The 18,952-nt window shown below is 63.5% G+C and carries 25 protein-coding genes and 1 pseudogene; 21 read left to right on the top strand and 5 right to left on the bottom strand.

Annotated elements, in window-relative coordinates; translation table 11 throughout:
• Nucleotides 1–228 precede the first annotated feature (228 nt).
• The 11 genes from ACRXBZ_RS18745 to ACRXBZ_RS18695 all read left to right on the top strand — a co-directional run bounded on the left by ACRXBZ_RS18745 (nucleotide 229) and on the right by ACRXBZ_RS18695 (nucleotide 10,322).
• Nucleotides 229–1,341 (top strand): hypothetical protein, encoded by a 1,113-nt coding sequence (locus ACRXBZ_RS18745; RefSeq protein ID WP_433880192.1) that lies wholly within the window; start codon nucleotides 229–231, stop codon nucleotides 1,339–1,341.
• Between the two features lie 407 nt (nucleotides 1,342–1,748).
• Nucleotides 1,749–2,360, top strand: a complete 612-nt coding sequence (locus ACRXBZ_RS18740) for a hypothetical protein (protein WP_433880191.1) — start codon at nucleotides 1,749–1,751, stop codon at nucleotides 2,358–2,360.
• Nucleotides 2,361–2,378: 18 nt separating this feature from the next.
• Nucleotides 2,379–2,534, top strand: a complete 156-nt coding sequence (locus tag ACRXBZ_RS18735) for a hypothetical protein (RefSeq protein ID WP_433880190.1) — start codon at nucleotides 2,379–2,381, stop codon at nucleotides 2,532–2,534.
• Between the two features lie 485 nt (nucleotides 2,535–3,019).
• The gene (locus ACRXBZ_RS18730; protein ID WP_433880189.1) at nucleotides 3,020–3,571 is read left to right on the top strand and encodes a hypothetical protein; all 552 of its coding nucleotides are present in this window, start codon (nucleotides 3,020–3,022) and stop codon (nucleotides 3,569–3,571) included.
• Between the two features lie 12 nt (nucleotides 3,572–3,583).
• Complete coding sequence (locus ACRXBZ_RS18725; protein ID WP_433880188.1) at nucleotides 3,584–3,943, top strand: hypothetical protein; 360 nt, start codon at nucleotides 3,584–3,586, stop codon at nucleotides 3,941–3,943.
• 88 nt (nucleotides 3,944–4,031) lie between these two features.
• A complete protein-coding gene (locus tag ACRXBZ_RS18720; RefSeq protein WP_433880187.1) occupies nucleotides 4,032–4,610 on the top strand; it encodes a hypothetical protein in 579 nt (192 codons plus the stop codon).
• 14 nt (nucleotides 4,611–4,624) lie between these two features.
• Entirely contained in the window at nucleotides 4,625–4,912 is a 288-nt protein-coding gene (locus ACRXBZ_RS18715; protein WP_433880186.1) for a hypothetical protein, read from the top strand.
• Nucleotides 4,913–5,005: 93 nt separating this feature from the next.
• On the top strand, nucleotides 5,006–5,524 hold the full coding sequence (locus ACRXBZ_RS18710; RefSeq protein WP_433880185.1) for a hypothetical protein: 519 nt from the start codon (nucleotides 5,006–5,008) through the stop codon (nucleotides 5,522–5,524).
• A gap of 283 nt (nucleotides 5,525–5,807) precedes the next feature.
• A complete protein-coding gene (locus ACRXBZ_RS18705; protein WP_433880184.1) occupies nucleotides 5,808–8,693 on the top strand; it encodes a hypothetical protein in 2,886 nt (961 codons plus the stop codon).
• Nucleotides 8,690–9,799 (top strand): CRISPR-associated endonuclease Cas1, encoded by a 1,110-nt coding sequence (locus ACRXBZ_RS18700; RefSeq protein ID WP_433880183.1) that lies wholly within the window; start codon nucleotides 8,690–8,692, stop codon nucleotides 9,797–9,799. The genes ACRXBZ_RS18705 and ACRXBZ_RS18700 overlap by 4 nt, the downstream gene beginning before the upstream one ends.
• A 346-nt stretch (nucleotides 9,800–10,145) precedes the next feature.
• Nucleotides 10,146–10,322, top strand: a complete 177-nt coding sequence (locus ACRXBZ_RS18695; protein WP_433880182.1) for a hypothetical protein — start codon at nucleotides 10,146–10,148, stop codon at nucleotides 10,320–10,322.
• Here the strand turns inward: ACRXBZ_RS18695 and ACRXBZ_RS18690 are convergent.
• A complete protein-coding gene (locus ACRXBZ_RS18690; protein ID WP_433880181.1) occupies nucleotides 10,319–11,116 on the bottom strand; it encodes an alpha/beta hydrolase family protein in 798 nt (265 codons plus the stop codon). The genes ACRXBZ_RS18695 and ACRXBZ_RS18690 overlap by 4 nt on opposite strands.
• A 334-nt stretch (nucleotides 11,117–11,450) precedes the next feature.
• Between ACRXBZ_RS18690 and ACRXBZ_RS18685 the strand changes: the two genes are divergently transcribed.
• On the top strand, nucleotides 11,451–11,681 hold the full coding sequence (locus tag ACRXBZ_RS18685; RefSeq protein ID WP_433880180.1) for an ABATE domain-containing protein: 231 nt from the start codon (nucleotides 11,451–11,453) through the stop codon (nucleotides 11,679–11,681).
• Between the two features lie 139 nt (nucleotides 11,682–11,820).
• On the opposite strand, the gene ACRXBZ_RS18680 is transcribed toward ACRXBZ_RS18685, so the two are convergent.
• A complete protein-coding gene (locus tag ACRXBZ_RS18680) occupies nucleotides 11,821–11,970 on the bottom strand; it encodes a hypothetical protein (RefSeq protein ID WP_433880179.1) in 150 nt (49 codons plus the stop codon).
• Between the two features lie 110 nt (nucleotides 11,971–12,080).
• Between ACRXBZ_RS18680 and ACRXBZ_RS18675 the strand changes: the two genes are divergently transcribed.
• Nucleotides 12,081–12,488 carry a RidA family protein gene (locus ACRXBZ_RS18675; RefSeq protein WP_433880178.1) on the top strand — a complete coding sequence of 136 codons (408 nt, stop codon included), beginning with the start codon at nucleotides 12,081–12,083 and terminating at the stop codon, nucleotides 12,486–12,488.
• A gap of 9 nt (nucleotides 12,489–12,497) precedes the next feature.
• On the opposite strand, the gene ACRXBZ_RS18670 is transcribed toward ACRXBZ_RS18675, so the two are convergent.
• On the bottom strand, nucleotides 12,498–12,878 hold the full coding sequence (locus ACRXBZ_RS18670; RefSeq protein ID WP_433880177.1) for a winged helix-turn-helix transcriptional regulator: 381 nt from the start codon (nucleotides 12,876–12,878) through the stop codon (nucleotides 12,498–12,500).
• Between the two features lie 717 nt (nucleotides 12,879–13,595).
• Here ACRXBZ_RS18670 and ACRXBZ_RS18665 point away from each other — a divergent pair.
• Nucleotides 13,596–13,955: a hypothetical protein gene (locus ACRXBZ_RS18665; protein ID WP_433880176.1), complete on the top strand. Its 360-nt coding sequence runs from the start codon at nucleotides 13,596–13,598 to the stop codon at nucleotides 13,953–13,955.
• A gap of 248 nt (nucleotides 13,956–14,203) precedes the next feature.
• Here ACRXBZ_RS18665 and ACRXBZ_RS18660 read toward each other — a convergent pair whose 3' ends face one another.
• On the bottom strand, nucleotides 14,204–14,854 hold the full coding sequence (locus ACRXBZ_RS18660) for a class I SAM-dependent methyltransferase (protein ID WP_433880175.1): 651 nt from the start codon (nucleotides 14,852–14,854) through the stop codon (nucleotides 14,204–14,206).
• Nucleotides 14,855–14,983: 129 nt separating this feature from the next.
• On the opposite strand from ACRXBZ_RS18660, the gene ACRXBZ_RS18655 reads away from it, so the two are divergent.
• The 7 genes and pseudogenes from ACRXBZ_RS18655 (at nucleotide 14,984) to ACRXBZ_RS18625 (ending at nucleotide 18,226) form a co-directional block, all read left to right on the top strand.
• A complete protein-coding gene (locus tag ACRXBZ_RS18655) occupies nucleotides 14,984–15,997 on the top strand; it encodes an LCP family protein (RefSeq protein WP_433883913.1) in 1,014 nt (337 codons plus the stop codon).
• A gap of 16 nt (nucleotides 15,998–16,013) precedes the next feature.
• Nucleotides 16,014–16,157 (top strand): annotated as a pseudogene (locus tag ACRXBZ_RS18650) (Mini-circle protein); the annotation flags it as partial.
• A gap of 91 nt (nucleotides 16,158–16,248) precedes the next feature.
• Entirely contained in the window at nucleotides 16,249–16,518 is a 270-nt protein-coding gene (locus ACRXBZ_RS18645) for a mycothiol transferase (protein WP_433880174.1), read from the top strand.
• Nucleotides 16,519–16,755 carry an ESX secretion-associated protein EspG gene (locus ACRXBZ_RS18640; RefSeq protein WP_433880173.1) on the top strand — a complete coding sequence of 79 codons (237 nt, stop codon included), beginning with the start codon at nucleotides 16,519–16,521 and terminating at the stop codon, nucleotides 16,753–16,755. It begins immediately after the preceding gene.
• 108 nt (nucleotides 16,756–16,863) lie between these two features.
• On the top strand, nucleotides 16,864–17,004 hold the full coding sequence (locus ACRXBZ_RS18635; protein ID WP_433880172.1) for a hypothetical protein: 141 nt from the start codon (nucleotides 16,864–16,866) through the stop codon (nucleotides 17,002–17,004).
• Between the two features lie 271 nt (nucleotides 17,005–17,275).
• Complete coding sequence (locus ACRXBZ_RS18630; protein ID WP_433880171.1) at nucleotides 17,276–17,677, top strand: SSI family serine proteinase inhibitor; 402 nt, start codon at nucleotides 17,276–17,278, stop codon at nucleotides 17,675–17,677.
• A 90-nt stretch (nucleotides 17,678–17,767) separates the two neighbouring features.
• The gene (locus ACRXBZ_RS18625; RefSeq protein WP_433880170.1) at nucleotides 17,768–18,226 is read left to right on the top strand and encodes a GtrA family protein; all 459 of its coding nucleotides are present in this window, start codon (nucleotides 17,768–17,770) and stop codon (nucleotides 18,224–18,226) included.
• Here the strand turns inward: ACRXBZ_RS18625 and ACRXBZ_RS18620 are convergent.
• On the bottom strand, nucleotides 18,180–18,665 hold the full coding sequence (locus ACRXBZ_RS18620) for a hypothetical protein (protein WP_433880169.1): 486 nt from the start codon (nucleotides 18,663–18,665) through the stop codon (nucleotides 18,180–18,182). The genes ACRXBZ_RS18625 and ACRXBZ_RS18620 overlap by 47 nt on opposite strands.
• Nucleotides 18,666–18,952: the final 287 nt, after the last annotated feature.

Below are 18,952 nucleotides of genomic sequence, written 5' to 3'. Positions count from 1 at the left end.
CACCGCCGGCGGCTACACTGAGAATTGTTCTCCCAACGCTGTGAGGGGGTGTATTGTGCACGTTCACTTTTCGGCGACTGCGGCAACATCCGCATTCTTTTCCGTGCTCCTGATGGGCACGTTGTGGCGGCTGTTGGCCGCGCATTTCGCTAATTCGAGTTCGCCCACGTGGCAGCACGTTGGGCGCGCTATGGCGTTCCAGTACTGATCAACACGATTGGAGTTGTTATGCCTGCTGCAACCGTTGGCGGCAATCCCGGACCCGCACCGGGCAAGGGTGGTGGGGCTGTACAGGTTCCGTTCCTAGTCGGATCAAGCCACTACGCAGAAAAGATTTTCACCGACAACTACGAGACGAAGCCGGGGCAGTCTCAGGAGTTCGTTCACAACATCACGCCTGGTGGTTTTCTGCGGGGTGTGTCGCTGTATGTGAAGGCTACGGGCGGTTCTCTGGGGCAGGGCACGGTGTCACCGGATAACCCGTGGTCGCTGATCACGTCGATTTCGTTGGAGAACATCGACGGTTCGCCGATCAAGTACCCCATGAGCGGGTATGCCTATTATCTCGAAAACAAGTATTCGAAACCGTGGATGGGCGACCCGACGAAGTACAGCGCGTATTCGCGGGGCATCAACCCGAGTTTCGTTCTGCGCATCTTTCCCGAAATCAGGGACACGGCCGGTGTGCTGGCCAACACCGACGCTCGCGCGCAGTATCGAATCCGCTATACGCTCGCTGGTGGTGACAACGTCGCGACGGGCAACGTCGGTGCGTGGCCGAACGTCACGGTGACCGGATTTCTGGAAACGTGGGCGCAGACCGACGCACAGGACTTGCACGGCAACCCGATTGCGCCGCTGCCACCGGGATTGTCGATCGGCAGCCTGTTGCGGCATGACGTGAAGGCGCTCAACGCTGCGGGTGCGGACAATCTGTTGCAGCTCTCGAACACCGGCAATGAGTACAGGACCATCATTCTGGTTGTGCGGGATTCCAAGGGGGAAAGGCAGGACTACCTCAGTGATCCCATTCGTTTCCGTCTCGATGACCGTTCCGTGTTTGTTCGGTCCCCAGAGTCGTTGTTCTCTCAAATGGAGTGGCACTACGATTCGTTGGGTCTGGGGATCGCGGAACGCGAAACCGGGGTGTATGTGATCCCCCGATTCCGGCAGCCGGGGCAGCTCACGGGTTCGTATTGGCTGCCGACGTCGAACGCCACGTACGTGATGCTCGAAACCGCCACCGCCGCCGGTGCGAAGAATCTTCCGGGCACGGTCGAAATCATCACGGATGAAGTGGTTCCGATCAACGCGATTCCCCTGGAATTGGAGGGTATCTAAATGGCAGGCCGCTACACCGGTGCCGCCGATCAGGCCGCACCCAGTAACGCGGGTACCGCACCCGCTGCGGGCGGTTCCGCCCGACCCTGGCAGCCGACAGTGTCATATCTGGTGCTGCTTGTACTCGCCGAATACGCAACGTTGCTGACACTGCGGTACATCTTCCGCCACGTTCACGGAGGTTAATCACAATGAAGCCGAAGCACGCGATTCTGTGGATTTTGCTTGGGTGGGCTGTGGCGCTGCTGTTCCCGCCGCAAGCTCTCATTGGAGTACTGAAGGGGCCGGGCTGATGCGCCCGGCAATCGGTCTGACACTCATGGTCATCGGAATCAGCTTGGAATGGGTAGCGCTGCACGGCTACAACGCACCCGAACCGGGCTTTCGTGGATTCATCAGGGGCGTTTATGGCGGCATCACCCAAGCAGCAGAAGGGCAGTAAAACGGCCAAGGCCGCGAAAGTCGCCGCGAAGGTTGCCGGACCGGAAGCCGCTACGGCGGTCAAGGTGGCCGGAACAGTTGGGCGTGTCGCCAACCGTTCCGGCCGCAACGCCACCGGCAACATGAAATCCGGTTCGCCATCGCTGCGGGCACTGAAAGGCGAATGGCTCGCCGGAATCCTGTTGATGTGGCTGTACCCGTTGGTGAAACCGGAATGGGTCAAGGACTTCAATCAGTGGGTTGCACGGCAATTGCTGTGGTCTGCGATCTACATCGTGTTATTCACCATTGGCGGGATCGGCCCGCGTGCCGGTCGGGTCGCTTCCGCGTTAGGCGGTTTAACGGTGCTGATGCTGCTGTTGGCACCATTCCAGGATGGCACCGCGTTCGGTGTCCGGATGTCCGACCACATCAAGAGAATGGCGCAGCGCAAGCCGCGTGAGAACGTCATTCCGCGTTTCAACGGGCAAGAGTGGATTAATCAGCTACTCGCGCCACCACCGCCGCCACCCGACCCGAATGCCCCACCATTGCCGCTGCCAGCGGTGCCACCGGGGCAGCCGACGCAATTCGTGTAGAGAACAGGAGAACAAGAAATGAACAAGGTTGCCGACATCGCAATGGGCATCATCGTCGTCTCTGCCATCTTCGTGATGGTCCGCCCCGGTTCGCAGGGTCCGGGGCTCGTGAACTCCGTGGGCGGAGCCTTCTCCGGCGCACTCAAGGCCGCGACGGGCGGGGGGAGCTGGTGATGCGCCACCGCACGCCTCGCCCGCTGCCGCACGCGGGCACACAGCGGTTCTACGACGAACGCACGCCGCGCCCGGGGCGTACCTCCGGGGGTCTGCCGTTCCGGGGGCGCACCTCCGGCGGGCGGGCACCGATCGAGTACGTGGCCCCACCACCGGCATCGTTTGACCAGGGGATTTACCGCGAACGCGGCCCGTGGTGGCACACCGGGAACTACATCCCGGCAGCCGCCCCGCTGCGGTGGACGGAGGCGGGGCCGATCCGCCCGGACATGCACCAGCGCACGCACCAATGGCGGCGCATGGCGGGCGGGGCGCATTCAGACCGCACGGGGATGCACAGCCCGACCCCGACGACGGCGGGGCGGGACGGGCGCAGCGGACGGCAGCAGCAGCGGCGGCCGGTGCGGTCGCTGCTGTCGATTCCGCGTTTCCGGGGTCAGTCCTATTCGGACACCACCGCGCCCGTGGACAGGAGGGGGCGGCCGGTGGCTGAGCTGAACGCCAACTTTTTCAAGAAAAAGTACGGCGGCATCGAAATGTGGACGTGGATGGCGATTGCGGTAGCCGTGCTGCTGATCGCCTCCGCGTACCGCAGGAATTCGCCCGGAGGATCACCGCCGCAGGGCAGGCCGGAAAACGTCGGGACGAACCCGTACGTGTTCCTGCTGCCGGAAAACGCGATGGCGCGTCCGGAGGCGCAGAACGTGACCACCACGTACCCGGTGCAGCAGCGGGCACCGGGTACGGGTCCCTCCCGTGCCAACCCGGCCGCGTTTGGGTTCGAGTGGTCGCCTTACACGGTGCTGGGGCTGAAGGAGACACGGAAATCGTCTGCCGACACAAGCCCTTTCGGCATCGCGACTGTCGCCTATGGACTGGACAAAGACGACACCGCGAACAGCAGCTATTTCGCGAGTCTGATCACGGCCAACAATCCGGGTATCGACTGGTCGCGTCCGCTGCATGCGGGAACGGTGGTGCTCATTCCGAAACTGAACGTGACACCGCCGGACGCCAAACCCACCCAATTCAACTGAGTGGGGGGCGGCATGAATGACGCGACGCTCTACAGCTCGATTCTGATCGTGGGGACGTCTGCGGCGGTGTTCGCGGCCATGTGTAGTTCGTGGTTCACCGCCGCAGAGCACCAGGGCGACGACGACACGCGGCACCGGATGCGGCTGTGTGAGGGGGTCGCGACGCTCGTCACGCTCGCTCAGGGTGTGGCCGCATCACACCATTTAGGCCGATCAACGCCGCTGTTCGTATCAATCGCCTTGTGCGCGTTGTTCGTATCAGGGTTCGAATACGCCATTGCGCACGCTGCGGCGATCAACCCTAACAAGGCCATCAACACGAACAGCTCCATTAACACGATCAGTTCTATCAACGCAATTGTTCGCCGATAGTCGTTACGAAAAGTGATCGAAATTCGGAGGCGGGACGATTAGTGTCGATCTCGTTCCCACTCAACCCGTTTGAAAGGCGGAATGACTTATGCCACGTAAGAGCGCTGCCGCGAACAACACGACTGATGACGACAACACGACTGATGTGAACAAGGTGGTTGATGTGAACAACGGCGCTGATACGAACAAGACGAACACCGGGGCTGATGTGCCCGAAGTGATCAGGAATCACGACACGCTGTCCGAGCGTGAAGTGATTGAGTACCTGGCGCAGGGATTCGAACAAGTCGCCAGCAAGGCGATCAACGCCAATGAGGTACTCGGACAGGCTTCCCTGCTCTCCGGCGACGACAAAGCACGTCTGATCGGCACCAACATGGTCGTGTTGGGATGGCGCTTCAATGAGGGACAGTTCGCCGATGAATTCGTCTCCGTGCTGGTACTCACCGAACACGATGAGTACTTCGTGTTCAACGATTCCAGCGCGGGTGTGTACCGGCAGTTGCAGGCCGCCACCGATCGTCTGGGACGCCAGTACGGGCCTATTCACTCCCGCCACGGACTGCGCCCGTCGGATTACTGGTACGACGAAGAAACGGGCGAGACGTTCACGGTCAAGCCCGATGACCGCAAGACCATTCCGGCCCGTACCTTCTACCTGGCGTGAATCTGGGGACAGTCATGGAAACCACGGAAGCCGTCACCGAAGCACGCTTCACGATCCGGGCGCACATGGGCCGAACGCCGATCTACACGGAATCGATCGCCCACGTCTACGACTACATCCGGGCCGCAGTCCCGAACGTGAACATCGACCACGGGGCGCTGTTCACCTTCGCTATCGGTATCTTCATGCTGACCGCTGAGGAATGCGACACGATGTGTGTGCACCAGGCCGGTAAGAACATCGCCGCCTTGGCGGACCGGATGCTGATCGATCGCGAGTGGGACAAGCGCGTCCGTACGTGACGAGAAAAGACGTCCCCCTTCCCGCCGAATCTCGGGAAGGGGGACGCCTGATCTTTCTTCGCCCCGAATACCCAACAGGAACAGTATAGCGCGATGAGCCGACAGCGTAAATCCTGGAATTCACTGTCTGATGCGTATCGGCGGCGGTTGGAACGTGGCGGCATTTCCCGGCAAGCCTACGAATCGGGCGCGTCGCTGTCGAAAGCACGCGGGCACGCTGCGACCCCGGAACGTCCCGCCGACGCCCGCAGGAATCCCGGCCGCTACGCCGATTATCTGGCACGACATCCGAACGCGGGCAAGGACTTCCCCGCGTTCGTCCGGCAGGCCGATCCGAGCAACATCAGGCCTGAGGTGCGCGACAACTGGTCAACCCGCGACAAAACGAAACTCGCCAAACACTGGGGCGCGATCGGCAAACACCGCATGTCACATGATGACCAGTTCGGCACACTTCTAGGACCATTCGAAAACACCCACGTAGGGGGATACGGTGGCATCCCAAAACAACCGCTTGAAACTCGTAAAGACGTCATCGACGCCTACCTACAGCAGCAGACAGAAGACCCATTCGAAACTCTCTACGAATACGCCGCCACACTCGGAAAATAAGTGCCTGCTCTGCGGAAGTGTGCCCGTCGAAATCCACCATGTCGCCTCTCAGCACTGCGACGTGACGGTAGCGTTGTGCGTGCCACATCATCGCGAAATCTCGCTACGGCAAAACGCCACCGGAATACCGCCGGAACAGTGGCGTGACCGCCTGATCATCGGAGTATGCCACCTGATAGATGCGGCAATGGACTATGGAATCTCGCCCGTCACGCTCGCACGGTTCCTCGTGTCGTTTACCGGAGACCCCCGCCGTAGAACTCATCTGGAAATGGATTAGAGAATGGGATCATACGTTCTTGTCTTCGACACCGAAACCACCACCGACACCCGGCAGCAACTAATGTTCGGCATGTTCCGGTACTGCCACATCAGCGATACCGGGCAGGTGTCGACACTGGCCGAAGGAATCCTGTACTCCGATGACCTGCCGACCACCGACCCGGACGGTTTCGCGGTGTTGCAGCGCTACGCGGCGACGCATCCGGCCGATGTGGACATGGGCTTTCAGGACCGGGAACCCAACCGCTACATGGAATTCCTGTCGCGGGATGAGTTCGCGAATCGCTGGCTGTGGCAGGTGGCCTACCGGCACCGGGAAACCATCATTGGTTTCAACCTGCCGTTCGACTTCACCCGCATTGCGATCGACGCGGGCGAGGCACGCAAAGATTACCACGGTGGCTTTTCGTTGGCATTGTGGCGTACACGCGACGGGCGCATTAATGAATATCGCCCGCGGTTGCGTATCAAAATGCTGGACAGCAAAAAGGCGTTCATTTCCTTCTCGGGCATCAACGGACATAAACCGTTCGCCGGGAATTTCGTTGATCTGCGCACGCTGACGTTCGCGTTGTCGAATCGCTCGCATTCTCTGGCGTCCGCGTGTGAAGCGTTTGGGGTGGAACATGGAAAAATGCACACGGACGAGCACGGTCGCATTACTGACCGATACACGGACTATTGCCGACGTGATGTCTTGGCGTCCGCCGAACTCTACGCCGCATTGTCCAAGGAACTCGCACGCCACGAACTCGACACGGACCCGACCCGTCTCTACTCGCCTGCGTCGGTGGCGAAATCGTATTTCCGGAAAATGCGGATCCCGCAACCACTGAAACGCGGCGACGTGGCCCCGGAAATCCTCGGATACGCCATGTCCAGCTTTTACGGGGCACGGGCGGAATGCCGCATCCGACGCCAGGAAATGCCCGTAGCCGTCTACGACTTCACCAGCATGTACCCGACCGTGAACACGCTCATGGGCATGTGGTCCCTACTTACAGCCGACCGTATCGAGGTCACGCATGAGGCGGAAAAGGTACAGGAACTGCTGAATGCCATCACGCTTGATGCGTGCTTTGAACCGGAAACGTGGCGGGAATTCGTCGGCATCGCGAAAATCCGGCCGGATGCCGACGTGGTGCCCGTGCGGGCGCAGTACTCCGGCGGCGGTGCACCGAACATCGGCGTCAATTACCTGACCGACGATGACGAAACCTGGTACGCCATCCCGGATTTGGTCGCCTCCACGCTGCTCACGGGAAAGCCGCCGGAAATCCTCGACACCATCGTGTTCACGGCACGCGGCACCGCGAATGGACTCCGGCCGACCCTTCTCCACGGAACGGTAGAAATAGACCCGGAACGCGATGATTTCTTTCCTCTCATCGTGGAACGACGGGCGCAGTTCAAAGGTACCCCGACCGGTGACTTTCTCAAGGTCCTTGCCAACAGCGGGTGTTATGGGATCTTCGCGGAACTCAACAAGCGTGACGACGCACGCGACGGTGAAGCCATGTCCTACGCCGATAAACCCCTAGGAAAGCGGAAGAACCCGGAAATGCCGGGGCCGTTCACGTTCCCGCCTATCGCTACCTGCATCACCGCAGCGGCGCGGCTCATGCTCGCGATGCTGGAACGAGCGGTCACCGACGCGGGCGGGGCGTGGGTATTCACCGACACCGACAGCATGGCGATCGTGGCTGCGGAAAAGGCAGGCCAACTGCACGAAATCGGGGTACTCGACTACGCCACAGTGGACGGCATCGCCACCAGGTTCAACGCCCTGAACCCGTACGCGAGCATTCCCGAGCTGCTGAAGCTGGAATACCGGGGCTGGTGCTACAGCATTTCAGCGAAACGCTATGCGCTCTACCACGTCGACAATGAACGAGTGGTGATCGACAAAAATTCCGAGCACGGGCTAGGGCATCTGCTGAATCCGACCGACCCGGAAACCTCCGACACGCATTGGATTCGGCAGCTCTGGCAGTACCTGATCAGCCGTGAAACCGCACGTGAAGCGATCGAACCGCCCTGGTTGGACCGACCCGCCATCAGCCGGTATTCAGTGTCTCAGCCGTCGCTACTGCGATCCTTCGACACCGTGAACGCGGGAAAACCGTACGCGGAAAGAATCAAACCGGCGAACTTCATTTTGGTGGGACACGCCCACCCAATTCAGCCGACGTATCCCGGAAAAGTCATGCCCATCGCACCATATGAACCCAACGCCGCCCGCTGGACTGAACTAGAATGGCAAAACAAACACAATCCCGGTCACGGATTCCGCGTGGACACTCTAGGTGAATCCGATGAAGACATGCTGAAAATCGAGGCAGGAATTGTGTATGTGCAGTCCTACCGCGATGTGTTGAACATGTACGCGATTCACCCGGAGTCGAAATTCAACCAACCGGACGGGCGCACCTGCACCCGTGGTTACCGGGGGTGGCTGGTGCGCAAGCACGTGCGGGCAGTCGCCACCGGCTATGTCGGCAAGGAATCCCACGAAATCGAATTGGTGCAACAGGGGTTGCTGTCTGCCAGCGGCGTCACCCGTGCCCGCACCGTGAATCGCTGGGAACGTCTGTATGCGCTGGTCACGCCCGTGATTGGGCATCTGAGCATCGATGAGCTTGCGGCGGAGCTGGGCATTCCCAGAACGACAGCGGGGTATGTACTCGCCGGTCGTTCTCCCGCACCCGAGACGGAAAAGGCAGTGGTCACGTTCGCGTGCACCCTGGCAGCGTCCGATTTGGGAATCGACTATGACGCGAAATCAGACCCGCTGATCGTGCTCACGAAATGGAAAGACACAATGCGATCACGACCACGACTGATCATCACCACCGTGGACCGTACATCACTAAAATCGGAGGCATGACAGAACCGATTACCGAAACATTCACCCGTGAATCCTGTGACCCGTCCGTCCTGGTGGTGGACGGGCACGGAATTTCCATCACCACGAAGAAAGGCGAACTAGTCATTAAAGACGGCATGTGCGGACGCGGGCGCACCCGCACCATCGCCCGCAAGGATCGGCACGTGCGCCGTATCGTCGTAATCGGCCACACCGGGCACATTTCCATTGACGCGATGAACTGGATTCACGGTGTCAGTGTCACGCCACGCGGGCAGCGTCGCACCGATCCGATTTCGCTGGTGGTGGTCAACCCCGAAGGTGAGCTCATGAGCACATCGGCGCAATCGATGCGGGATACCAAACTGCATCGTGCGCAAGCGTGCGTGCGTGATACCCCCGTTGCGCTGGACATCACCAAACACCTGTTAGCAACCAAGTTCGTTGGGCACACGGAGGTGATGCCGGAATGGGACGCGGGCACCTGGATTGACCGGCTCAATGACTGCACGACTCAACGGCAGTGCCGCAGCGTGGAAGCAGACGAAGCGCGAGCGTATTTCGAGTCATGGCGTCTGCTAGAGCTGCAATTCGATGGGCAGGTGCCGTATCACTGGCGTTTCTTCGACTCCCGCACCAGCGAACTGAACCACAACGCCAACGCCAAACAGACCGCGAACAGGAATGCGACCAATCCTGTTAATGCGATGCTGAATTACTGCTATGAAGTGGCCAAAGCCGAAACCGTGCTTGCCTGCTACGTGGCCGGGCTTGATCCGAACTTGGGTGTGTGCCACTCCGACGACTACCTACGATCAATGGCGTTGGACCTGGTGGAAGTCGCCCGCCCGTCCGTGGAGGCGTACGTGTCCCACCTGATCGAAAACCGCCGGTTTCGCCGCACTGACTTCGTGGAAAAGGACACGGGCGTGGTGCGAGTCCTGCGACCACTGACGAGCGAGCTTTCCGAACAGCGGTTGATCTGGCACCGGGACGTGTCCGAACACGTCGAACACGTCCGCAAGCTGATCAACGGCACCGTGAAGGGGTGGAAGCGGGCGGACTCAACCCGGCTCACCGGCACCAACGGCCGTGAAGGCTGGCACAACGGCCACCACGTGGCGTGAGCCGCTGCCCCGGCTACCACTAATAGCCGGGCCAGCGGCCCACAGCGACACAGCATAGAGCAGCAGCGATGCCCCGCACCCCTGGTGCGGGGCATCGCCGCATCATGGCCGTTGTGCACATTGCACACATCACGACGCTTGTTCACATCAGCCGTTACAGTGCGTACAGGCTGATTGGGGCGCTTGTTTTGATCATGGCTATCAGGCGGCAGGTCCCGCGTGAAGGGCCACTGCTTCATAACCCATTTCGCGCGAAATCGCCACCTCGTGCGTCGCGGGCCGCAGCCGGTCAGCCCGAAGCGAAAGCCCCGGCGGCTGGGTCGGCCGCCTGCTCATGACGCGGCGCATGCCCGTCCTCGTCCTGGTGAGCGTGATCTTCGTTTGGTCGCGAGTCCCGTTGCGGCGTGACCGATCGGCTGTTGGTGGTGCGCACCGCGCCGCCGCGATGGCTCAGCCCGACTTGCTGCGCGGGCACCGCTCACGGCTGGACGTCGCGACCAGGCCGGTCACCGGCTCCGCCTAGCCTGCATCCGTGAAGTGGCGTCGGAACCACGTGGTCAGGCCGGCGTCCACCTCGCGGGCCAGTGGCAGCTGTGGCGCGGGCTCGATGCCGGGCTCGTCGGCGAGCGGGTGGGCCAACCCGGGGATCGACAGCAGTTCGGACCGTTCGCCCAACGCGTCGACGAGATCCAACGCGTCGGCCCGCAGCGCCGGGTGATCCAGCTCGCCGCTGACGACCAGCAGCGGCGCGCGACCGGCGATGGTGCCCGCTTCGGCGACGAAATCCAGGCTGTCGACGGCTTTCTCGGACTCGGCGTCATACGGGTAGTCGCCTGGGAACAGGTCCACCACGGACCGCATCCGGATGGCGGCGTTCACGACGGCACCGGCGAAGACCGGTATCTCGGTGCCTGCGAGGATCCGCAGCGCGACGGCCCCGCCCAGCGAGCCGCCGAGCACACCGATCGGGCCGTCATCGACCGGCAGCTGCGCACGGATCGACGCCAGTGCGGCCGGGAACTCCTCCGACGCCTGCCGGACGAACGGGTACAGAGCTGACATCAGGACGTCCTTGCGGATCAGCTCCAAGCCGGCGGCCATGCTGCCGTCGACCATGCGCGCCCCGCACATCGGCATGCCGAGGTGCACCCGCCACGCGGGCAGGTTGTTCATCGGCAGCGCGGCAGCGAACGCGGCGTCCGACCTCGGCGCATCAAGCATGTGCCAGGTGACGATCAGCGGCGCGGGGCCGTTGTCGGCCGGTGGCAGAGCGGTGAACGGCACGCCAGCGGCCGTGCCCGTGATCGGTGAGTGCATGCGGCCACGGTAGTTCGACGGCCGCGTGCCGGGAATCGGTTACGCCACGGGGGGAATCGGCGCCGCAGGCGGCCGCCCTTCTCGTGCAGGTCGGAGCCGTTCTCGTCGTCAAAGCGGTCCCCGAAACCCAGGCGCGCTCACTCGAGCGGGTCGAAGAACTCTCCGCGCAGGTAGCAATCGTGCGTCCAGCGCACGACAAGGCACCTGAGGACCATCGGAACGTTGTACGGACTGCGGCGTACGGACTGCGGCGTACGGACTGCGGCTCTGCGGCGGACAACCACGACCCGCCCTGGTGGGCGGAGAATCGGGTTGCCGGTCGCTCGCTAGGCGAGTGCTGGTCAACACCACCGCCGAGGTTTGGCGTGGGGACGACCACCTGCCCGACCCGGCTGCCCTCGTCGCGTTCGCCGACCTGCACGGCGACCAGTCCGGAAGCGACGATGTCCGCGGCGCGTTGTCCGAACTCGCCCGCCGCGGACGCACAGCCGACCTCCATGCGGTCCACGCACTTCGGGTGACCGTGCGCGACCTGATCGATCACCCCGACCGCGACTACGATTGACGTCCCGCCTGCCGTTGGGGCCCGGAAACTACCGCGGCGCAAGGGGTTTTCCGGGACTGTCGGCGTCTTGCTCTGATAGGGCGGCGGTTTCTGTCACGATCGGGAATTACCGGTCCGGTAGCGCACGCAGCGCACGCCCTCACCCACGGCCTGCGGGCGGCATGCCGGTGGCGAGGGCGGACTCCTCATCGGCTTTCAACGGGTCGACGACTACCTGGCTGTCGCGAAGCGGTGCCCGACCGCCAGTCCGCATCCGATCGGTGGGCAGCGCCTTGAACTGCGCGGTCACCGAGAGGTACCCCGGTCACTGAAAAGTGCGTTCTTCCACGTCATCATTCACTCTCCTATGGTTTCTGAGTATCCGTTAGAGAGCGTAGTTGTGACGAGGAGGCAGGCAACATGGCCATCACCCTGGTGAACCCCAACGGATTGCCGGAAGTCGAGGCGTACCGGCAGGGGTCGATCGCGACCGGGTCGAAGCTGGTCCACATCGCCGGACAGGTCGCCTGGGATGCCGATGGGGTCACGGTTGGCGGAGGTGACCTCGCTGCTCAGGTCGAGCAGTGCTACCTCAACGTCGGCACCGCCTTGGCAGGGGTCGGTGGCTCTTTCGACGACGTGGTGAAACTGACCGTCCACGTCGTCGACTGGACCCCCGGCAAGATGCCGCTGCTCCTGGACGGGATCGCTCGGGCGGCGGAGAAGCTGGGGGGCACTCCCGTCCCGCCGGCCACGCTGCTGGGCGTTGCGGCACTGGACGTGCCCGACCACCTGGTCGAAGTCGAAGCCACCGCGGTCCTCGACTGAACGGGTTGGTCAGGCGTCGAAGCGGCGGCGGGAGGCTTCGATGTGACCGAGGTACCGGCGGGTCCAGCCGCACATCCCGTCGATCGTCGCGCGCAGGGCCTGGCCCGGCTCGGTGAGGGTGTACTCGACCCGCGGCGGCACGGTGGGGTGCACCTTCCGCTCGACCAGGCCGTTGCGCTCCAGCATGCGCAGGTTCTGGGTGAGCATCTTGTGGCTGATGCCCTCGATCTCGTTCCGGAGCTCGCTGAAGCGCAGGGTGCGTTTTCCGAGGAACTCGATGATCAGGAACGCCCACTTGTTGGCGACGTCCGAGAAGATCTCCCGCGCCAAGGAATCCGCTCGCGCCAGGTCTGCTTCCTCGGGCGAGCCCTTGAACTGCTTGGTCGCCATGGGGTCTCCCAGCCATCGAGAAGTGCCTTCTGCAACGTAACTCTCCTATGGTTCCTGGGTAACCACAAGAGATCGGTTGGCTGGGCGCTGCTCGTCTCCCGCTCGCGTGGCGACGAGCGCTGCGAAGGCTTCCCCTCGGGTAGCCGGCTCACCGCACCCGCGAACCCCGTCCGGAACGGCTGGAACCTGCTGCGTCGTTCTCGGTATGGAGGCGGGGTCGGGTTGACACACTGACGATCACGATCGGCTGATCGTCGAGGCGGTCCGGAATGCCGACCAGGCAATTGGAAAGGCCGATTCCCGTCGAGTTTGCCAGATGTAGTCGATAGTGGACAAATTGCGCCCGAATCTTGCGGCCTGTTGGGTCATTCGGTGGCTGGAACGTCGGCCGGGAGCCGGGTCGACGAGCCGAGGCGAGCCGGAAAACCGGGCAATACCGCACTCAGCCTTCTTACGGGTCTGGTCATGCTCTGACAACGCACGCACGAGGTGCTCGATGTCGGTGACACCAGCACCTCCCCATGATCGAGGATGCCTGAGCCGGGAACGCTGGTCATGCCTGCCCCTTGTAGCTTCTGGAGAACGGTGTGCCGGCTTACGTGGTGCCGTGAACAGTCAACGTGTACCCCTTCGGCAAGTGGGCGTGTTGCTGTTTCCGCAAAGGATTTTGCCGAGTTGGCCGCGGTGGGTGCACGTTGGTCGCAGGAGGTGGCCGCGATGACCCAACGGGAAGCTCCGTTCACGAACGAATCGGAAGCCCGCAACTGCGAACGCGTAATGGGCGATCGCCGGCACGGCCTAATGCCGGAAACGAATCAGCAGGTCTGGGACCAGCGGTACCTGAGCCGCGAGCAGCTCTTCAGTGGCGAGCCGAACGGGGTGCTCGTCAGTGAGATGGTGGACCTGCCGCCGGGGCAGGCGCTCGACGTGGGCTGCGGCGAAGGTGCCGACGCCCGCTGGCTGGCCGAGCGCGGTTGGCAAGGTCACCGCGGGTCGACGTCTCGCGGGTGGCGCTGGAGCGCGCCCGGCACCCACCACGCCCACGACACCGTCCTCCGCGCGAAGCGCCTGCGATAACCGTCCGGTGTGGACTGGAGATGAGGGCGGGCCAACCAGCCGCGCCGCGGCAGCGCGGGCGGCTGGCCCACCGGCTTCGATCAGGAGATTTACCGGCGCCGCAAGGGAAATCGAGCGGACGGTCAAGGCACTCTAGGGCTTGACCACCCGTTTCGGCAAACGGGCGTAAATCTTCCACGGCACTGCAACCGTTGCTGCCGTATGCCTTCTGCTCATTACTGCCCGACAACCCTTCACGGGAAAGGTGATCAACCGAGTTGCTTGTCCAGGCGCATGAGGAGATGGCCTCGGCGGTATCGCTCGTCCTCGCGCGGTTCGCGTAGCATCCGGCCGATTTCGGCGAATCCTGCTTCGCCGGCTAGTTCCGCGAGGTCGTCGATCGGCCACCGGTAGGCGGTCGTGACTTTGTGGTCGAACGCGGTAACCGGCCCGCCTTCTGCTTCGAAGAAGGCAAGCAAGAGGTGGCCGCCGGGTGCGAGTACCCGCTGGAACTCGGCGAGGTAGGAGGGCACGGCCTGCGGTGGGGCGTGGATGATGGAGTACCAGGACACGATGCCGTCCAGCTTGTCGTCGGGCAGGTTCAGGGCGTCCATGGAACCGACCTCGAACCGCAGATGCGGGTATGCCTCGCGGGCGAGGTCGATCATCACCGGTGACAGGTCGATCCCGAAGACATCCAGCCCCAGCTCCCGCAGGTGCGCGGTCATGTGTCCGGGGCCGCACCCGAGTTCGGCGACGTGCCCGGCGCTGGTGTTGCGTGCGAGCTCGGCGAACGCGGCGAGCACCGCGCGATCCAGCGCAAGCCCGCCAAGTGCGTTGCGGACGTATTCGGTGTAGAGGACGGCGACGGCATCATAGGCATCCGCTGTCGCACCGAGGTGCGAGGAAGAGTCAGTCACACGCCAGGACGCTAGAGGCTTCACCCCATCGCGCGTACGACTACTCCATCGGGCAGGCCGTGTTCCGTCCCGACGCCCCATTTCATGGGACATGAGCAACTTTCGGGCCAGCGGGACGTCTTCGCGGATATGGACACCTATCAGTTCCGGAACGACTGGAGCGCTCGCGCCGCCGAGCGCCCCCCGCATCGGCGTCGTTCCCGCAGGGGTTTGGTGCTGGTGCTGCTCGCGTTGGTGCTGCTGCCGGTGCTGTTCGCCGGGTGGCTCTGGTTCCACGTCGATTCCTCGATCCGGCGGATCGACGCCTTTCCGGACTTTCCGGGCAGACCGGCCGCGGGGGCGGGCACGAACTGGCTGATCGTGGGTTCGGACAGCCGGGAGGGACTGGACCCGGAGGTGGCGGCCGGGCTCCACGTCGGCGACGCGGCCGGCCAGCGCACGGACACGATCATGATCGCGCACCTGCCGGACAACTCGACCGCCCCGACGCTGCTCAGCATCCCCCGCGACTCAAGGGTGCAGATCCCGGGGCATGGCAAGACGCTGATCAACGCGGCCTTCGAGAGCGGCGGCCCGCAGCTGCTGGCGCAGACCGTGGAGCAGGAGACGGGGCTGCGCATCGACCACTACGCCGAGGTCGGCTTCGGTGGGTTCGCGGCGATCGTCGACGCGGTCGGCGGCGTCGAGATGTGCCTGGACGAGGAGATGCACGACACCAAGACGGGCCAGACGCTCCAGGCTGGCTGCCAGCAGATGGACGGCTCGGACGCACTGACCTTCGTCCGTATGCGCTACAGCGAGTCGACGCCGCGATCGGACCTGGACCGCGTCGCGAACCAGCGCAAGTTCATCGGCGCCCTCGCTTCGGAAGCGTCGAGCTTCACGACGCTGGTCAACCCGTTCACCGACTACGCCCTGGCGGACACCGGCGCGAACGCCCTGACGATGCTCGACGAGGACGGCACGGGCGACCTGTTCTCCCTGGCCTGGGCGATGCGCGGCATCTCCTCCGGCGGCGTGGTGACGACAACGGTCCCGGTCACCGACGGCACGGCGCACAACTGGGACAAGAAGAAGGCCGCGGAACTGTTCGAGGCCATGAACACGGACACCCAGATCCCCGAGGACCTGATCACACAGTGACGGGGATACTCGCCGGATGCTCCCGTTCCCGGAACCGACGGCGCCCGCGTCGTCGCGTGGCGACGTGTTCCTCGGCTACCTCGACTTCTTCCGCGCCACCGCGATCGTGAAGGTCGAGGCCCTGCCGGAGGCGGACCTGCGCCGCAGCCGACTGCCGTCCGGGTGGACACCGCTGGAACTGCTCAAGCACCTGACCCCCGTCGAACTGCGCTGGATCGAATGGGGTTCGAAGGCCGGCAGGTCGAAAACCCATGGGGCGACTGGAAGAGCGATCGCTGGCAAGTCGACCCGGGGGAACCCGGGAGTCCCTGACGACGTGTCTGCGGACCCAGGGCGAACACACCAGCGAGGTCGTGCGGACCATGGACCTGGCGGCGGTGAGCCAACCGGGCCCCCGCTGGAGAGGAGCGGAACCGGCAACCCTGGAGAGGGTCCTGTTCCACCTGCTGCAGGAATACGCCCGCCACCTCGGCCACCTCGACGTGGTCGCAGAACTCGCCACCGGCGAGACGGACGAGTGATTGTTTTGCCACTTCCGCGACGGCCAGTTCACCGCGAACCTCCGCGACCGGCTGGGCCGCACGCACCGCTCCCAAGTGCTGAAGTGGTTCGACGCCTTCGAACCGGACGGCCGCTACGGCCTGACCCAACAACACCGCCCAGGCCTCGGCCCGGAACTCGTCCTCGCCCCACTAGGACGAGCAGAACTCGGCGCAGCCCTGGGAAACCGGATCGCCGAAATCCGCACCACCAGCTGAACACCACCCGGGGCCCCTCAGAACCCGCGCGGATCGAAGTGGGGCCAAACGGCGTTTTCGCGCGAAACCGCCGCCTGCACGTACAGGAAGCCATGCACCGGGTCGTGAGTGCGAAACCGGGCTGGAGCCCGGTTTCGCACTCACGACCTCGCTTCCGAGGTCCTGGTGACCGGTGCCCACGACGAGGGCAACAGCGTGGTCCTGGCGGGCTTCGACCACCCGGTCCTCAACGGCACCCGCCTCTTCTGACCGGCTCTGGCAAAAGGATTCCTGGCGTTACCCGTTCGGGCTAATGATCATCACGTCATGTAGTCCAGTACCGTTGTCCACGTCCGCTGCGGCGGACTTTCACCGGTAGGCGCGGAAAACGCGGATTCTCCCGGATTTCGCAAGCCCGCCGGTCGGGCCGAGTCAGCACGAGACACCGTTGGCGCGCATCGGGTGTCTTGTGCTGACGGTCCGCATCTCCAGAGACTAGTGCTGCGCATAGCCGCGGCCTTCGTTGGAATGAGGAACGGTGTTGGCGAAACCAATGCGTCGTGCCCTGCTCACGTCGGCCCTGATCGCCGGAACGGTGATCGCCTCCGCATCGACGGTCGCGGCGGCCCCGGCGAACGGCCCCAGCACGCTCCGGCTCTCGCTGGACACGGGCGGCGCTTCGGTGCGCAGCATCGCGGTCCTCGAATGCCACCCGGCGGGAGGCACGCACAAGCACGCGGCGCAAGCGTGCACGGAACTCGAAACGGTCCAAGCGGATTTCAGGCAGATGACGCCGGACCAGTCGAAGGCCTGCACCCACCAGTACCAACCCATCACGGCGAAGCTCGAAGGCAACTGGCACGGAAAACCCGTGAGCTTCACGGAAACCTACCCGAACAGCTGTGTGCTGAAGTCCGAAACCGGAGTGGTCTTCGACCTCTGACCCGCGCTGACCCGCGCTGACCCGGCGACCCGCGTCCAGTAGTACGGTCACGGCTGGTTGTGGCATGAACGCGCTGCCTCTGGAGGAGCGTTGACTTCGAACACGGCGAGCATTCCGCGGCAGGCGAAGCGGTTGGGTTTCTTCTCGCAAGCGTTCCGATTTGGCCTGGTAGGGATCGGCGGCGCGGTCGTCGACTACGGCAGCCTCAGACTGATCCTCGCCGCGGGGGTTTGGCCCGAGCTGGCCCGAGTCCTCAGCTTCATCATCGGAAGCACTGCGGTCTACCTGGTGAACCGCCGCTGGACGTTCACCTCGCGCCGAAACCGGCGCGAGGTCGCAGCGCTGACCGTCGTCCTCGTAGTGACCTTCGCCCTGGTCGGAGGGGTGAATGCATTGGCCCTCCGACTCCTCCCGGACTCGCCCTGGCAGATCACGCTCGCCTGGGCGATCTCCCAAGCGGTGGCGACAACCTTCAACTTCCTAGCCCAACGCACATTCGTGTTCAGAAACCGACCAGGAGAACGCCCAGCCCACCCCGCTTGCGAGTGAGCCGACTGCGGAACGCTCGTCTCGCGGCGCACGGCAGCGGATGCACCCAGCGCACCGGGACGGTCAACGTCTGGTCGCTGGGGAGGCTCACGACCTGGCCGGTGCTGGAATCCTTCAGAACGCCTTCAACGACGTAGTCGACGTCAGCGGAAAGCCCTAGCTGTTGAGCGATCTCCGGAGGCAGCGGCACGCTGACGTGCGAGGTGTCGGAAACCCGGATGCCGGTAACGGCGGCATCCCCGCCGAGCGTCTGCTCAACAGAGGTAACGGTGAGTTCGAACTCGCTGCTGATCCCATCGCCACTACCAAGAGCCAGCAAGAAGAGCGCAAGATCGCCCTCGCTGCGCCCGGGATCCCCGGAGAGGTACTGAGCAGGGTTGTCCCCCGGCCCAACACGAACCCGGTAGGTCGCACCCAACCGAACCGCTGATGCCCTCACCCCGTCAGCATGACGGAAAACCCTGCTGCCGCGAAGCGCTAGGCAAGGCTGCGAAGGCAAGTTGCTCGGAGAAGCCGGTACCTTCTCGGGACCTACCCGAGCAGTTGCGATCTGGGGCCCGAAACCGGAGTGGTCTTCGATCTCCGCCACGCGCGAGGATCTCGCAAGAGACGCGACTACGAGCACTTCGTCGAGCCGGCAGCGCGGGTACTTCGCCCCTTCCAAGACCACGCCAGCCGCGGGCGCACCTGGCCCAGGCCAGCCGTACTGCGGCTCCTGCCATTCGA

Source organism: Saccharopolyspora hattusasensis (assembly GCF_050972075.1).
Taxonomy (GTDB): domain Bacteria; phylum Actinomycetota; class Actinomycetes; order Mycobacteriales; family Pseudonocardiaceae; genus Saccharopolyspora; species Saccharopolyspora hattusasensis.
The sequence above is the reverse complement of the archived record's forward strand: the minus strand, read 5'-3'. Positions and strand labels throughout refer to the sequence as shown.

Excerpts from the sequence above, each read along its gene's own strand:
- ACRXBZ_RS18720 (WP_433880187.1), top strand. The coding sequence starts at position 4,032 with ATGCCACGTAAGAGCGCTGCCGCGAACAACACGACTGATGACGACAAC.
- ACRXBZ_RS18700 (WP_433880183.1), top strand. The coding sequence starts at position 8,690 with ATGACAGAACCGATTACCGAAACATTCACCCGTGAATCCTGTGACCCG.
- ACRXBZ_RS18690 (WP_433880181.1), bottom strand. The coding sequence starts at position 11,116 with ATGCACTCACCGATCACGGGCACGGCCGCTGGCGTGCCGTTCACCGCT.
- ACRXBZ_RS18670 (WP_433880177.1), bottom strand. The coding sequence starts at position 12,878 with ATGGCGACCAAGCAGTTCAAGGGCTCGCCCGAGGAAGCAGACCTGGCG.
- ACRXBZ_RS18645 (WP_433880174.1), top strand. The coding sequence starts at position 16,249 with ATGGGGCGACTGGAAGAGCGATCGCTGGCAAGTCGACCCGGGGGAACC.
- ACRXBZ_RS18665 (WP_433880176.1), top strand. The coding sequence starts at position 13,596 with ATGACCCAACGGGAAGCTCCGTTCACGAACGAATCGGAAGCCCGCAAC.
- ACRXBZ_RS18655 (WP_433883913.1), top strand. The coding sequence starts at position 14,984 with ATGGACACCTATCAGTTCCGGAACGACTGGAGCGCTCGCGCCGCCGAG.
- ACRXBZ_RS18740 (WP_433880191.1), top strand. The coding sequence starts at position 1,749 with ATGGCGGCATCACCCAAGCAGCAGAAGGGCAGTAAAACGGCCAAGGCC.
- ACRXBZ_RS18705 (WP_433880184.1), top strand. The coding sequence starts at position 5,808 with ATGGGATCATACGTTCTTGTCTTCGACACCGAAACCACCACCGACACC.
- ACRXBZ_RS18710 (WP_433880185.1), top strand. The coding sequence starts at position 5,006 with ATGAGCCGACAGCGTAAATCCTGGAATTCACTGTCTGATGCGTATCGG.
- ACRXBZ_RS18715 (WP_433880186.1), top strand. The coding sequence starts at position 4,625 with ATGGAAACCACGGAAGCCGTCACCGAAGCACGCTTCACGATCCGGGCG.
- ACRXBZ_RS18735 (WP_433880190.1), top strand. The coding sequence starts at position 2,379 with ATGAACAAGGTTGCCGACATCGCAATGGGCATCATCGTCGTCTCTGCC.
- ACRXBZ_RS18745 (WP_433880192.1), top strand. The coding sequence starts at position 229 with ATGCCTGCTGCAACCGTTGGCGGCAATCCCGGACCCGCACCGGGCAAG.
- ACRXBZ_RS18725 (WP_433880188.1), top strand. The coding sequence starts at position 3,584 with ATGAATGACGCGACGCTCTACAGCTCGATTCTGATCGTGGGGACGTCT.
- ACRXBZ_RS18695 (WP_433880182.1), top strand. The coding sequence starts at position 10,146 with ATGCCCGTCCTCGTCCTGGTGAGCGTGATCTTCGTTTGGTCGCGAGTC.
- ACRXBZ_RS18675 (WP_433880178.1), top strand. The coding sequence starts at position 12,081 with ATGGCCATCACCCTGGTGAACCCCAACGGATTGCCGGAAGTCGAGGCG.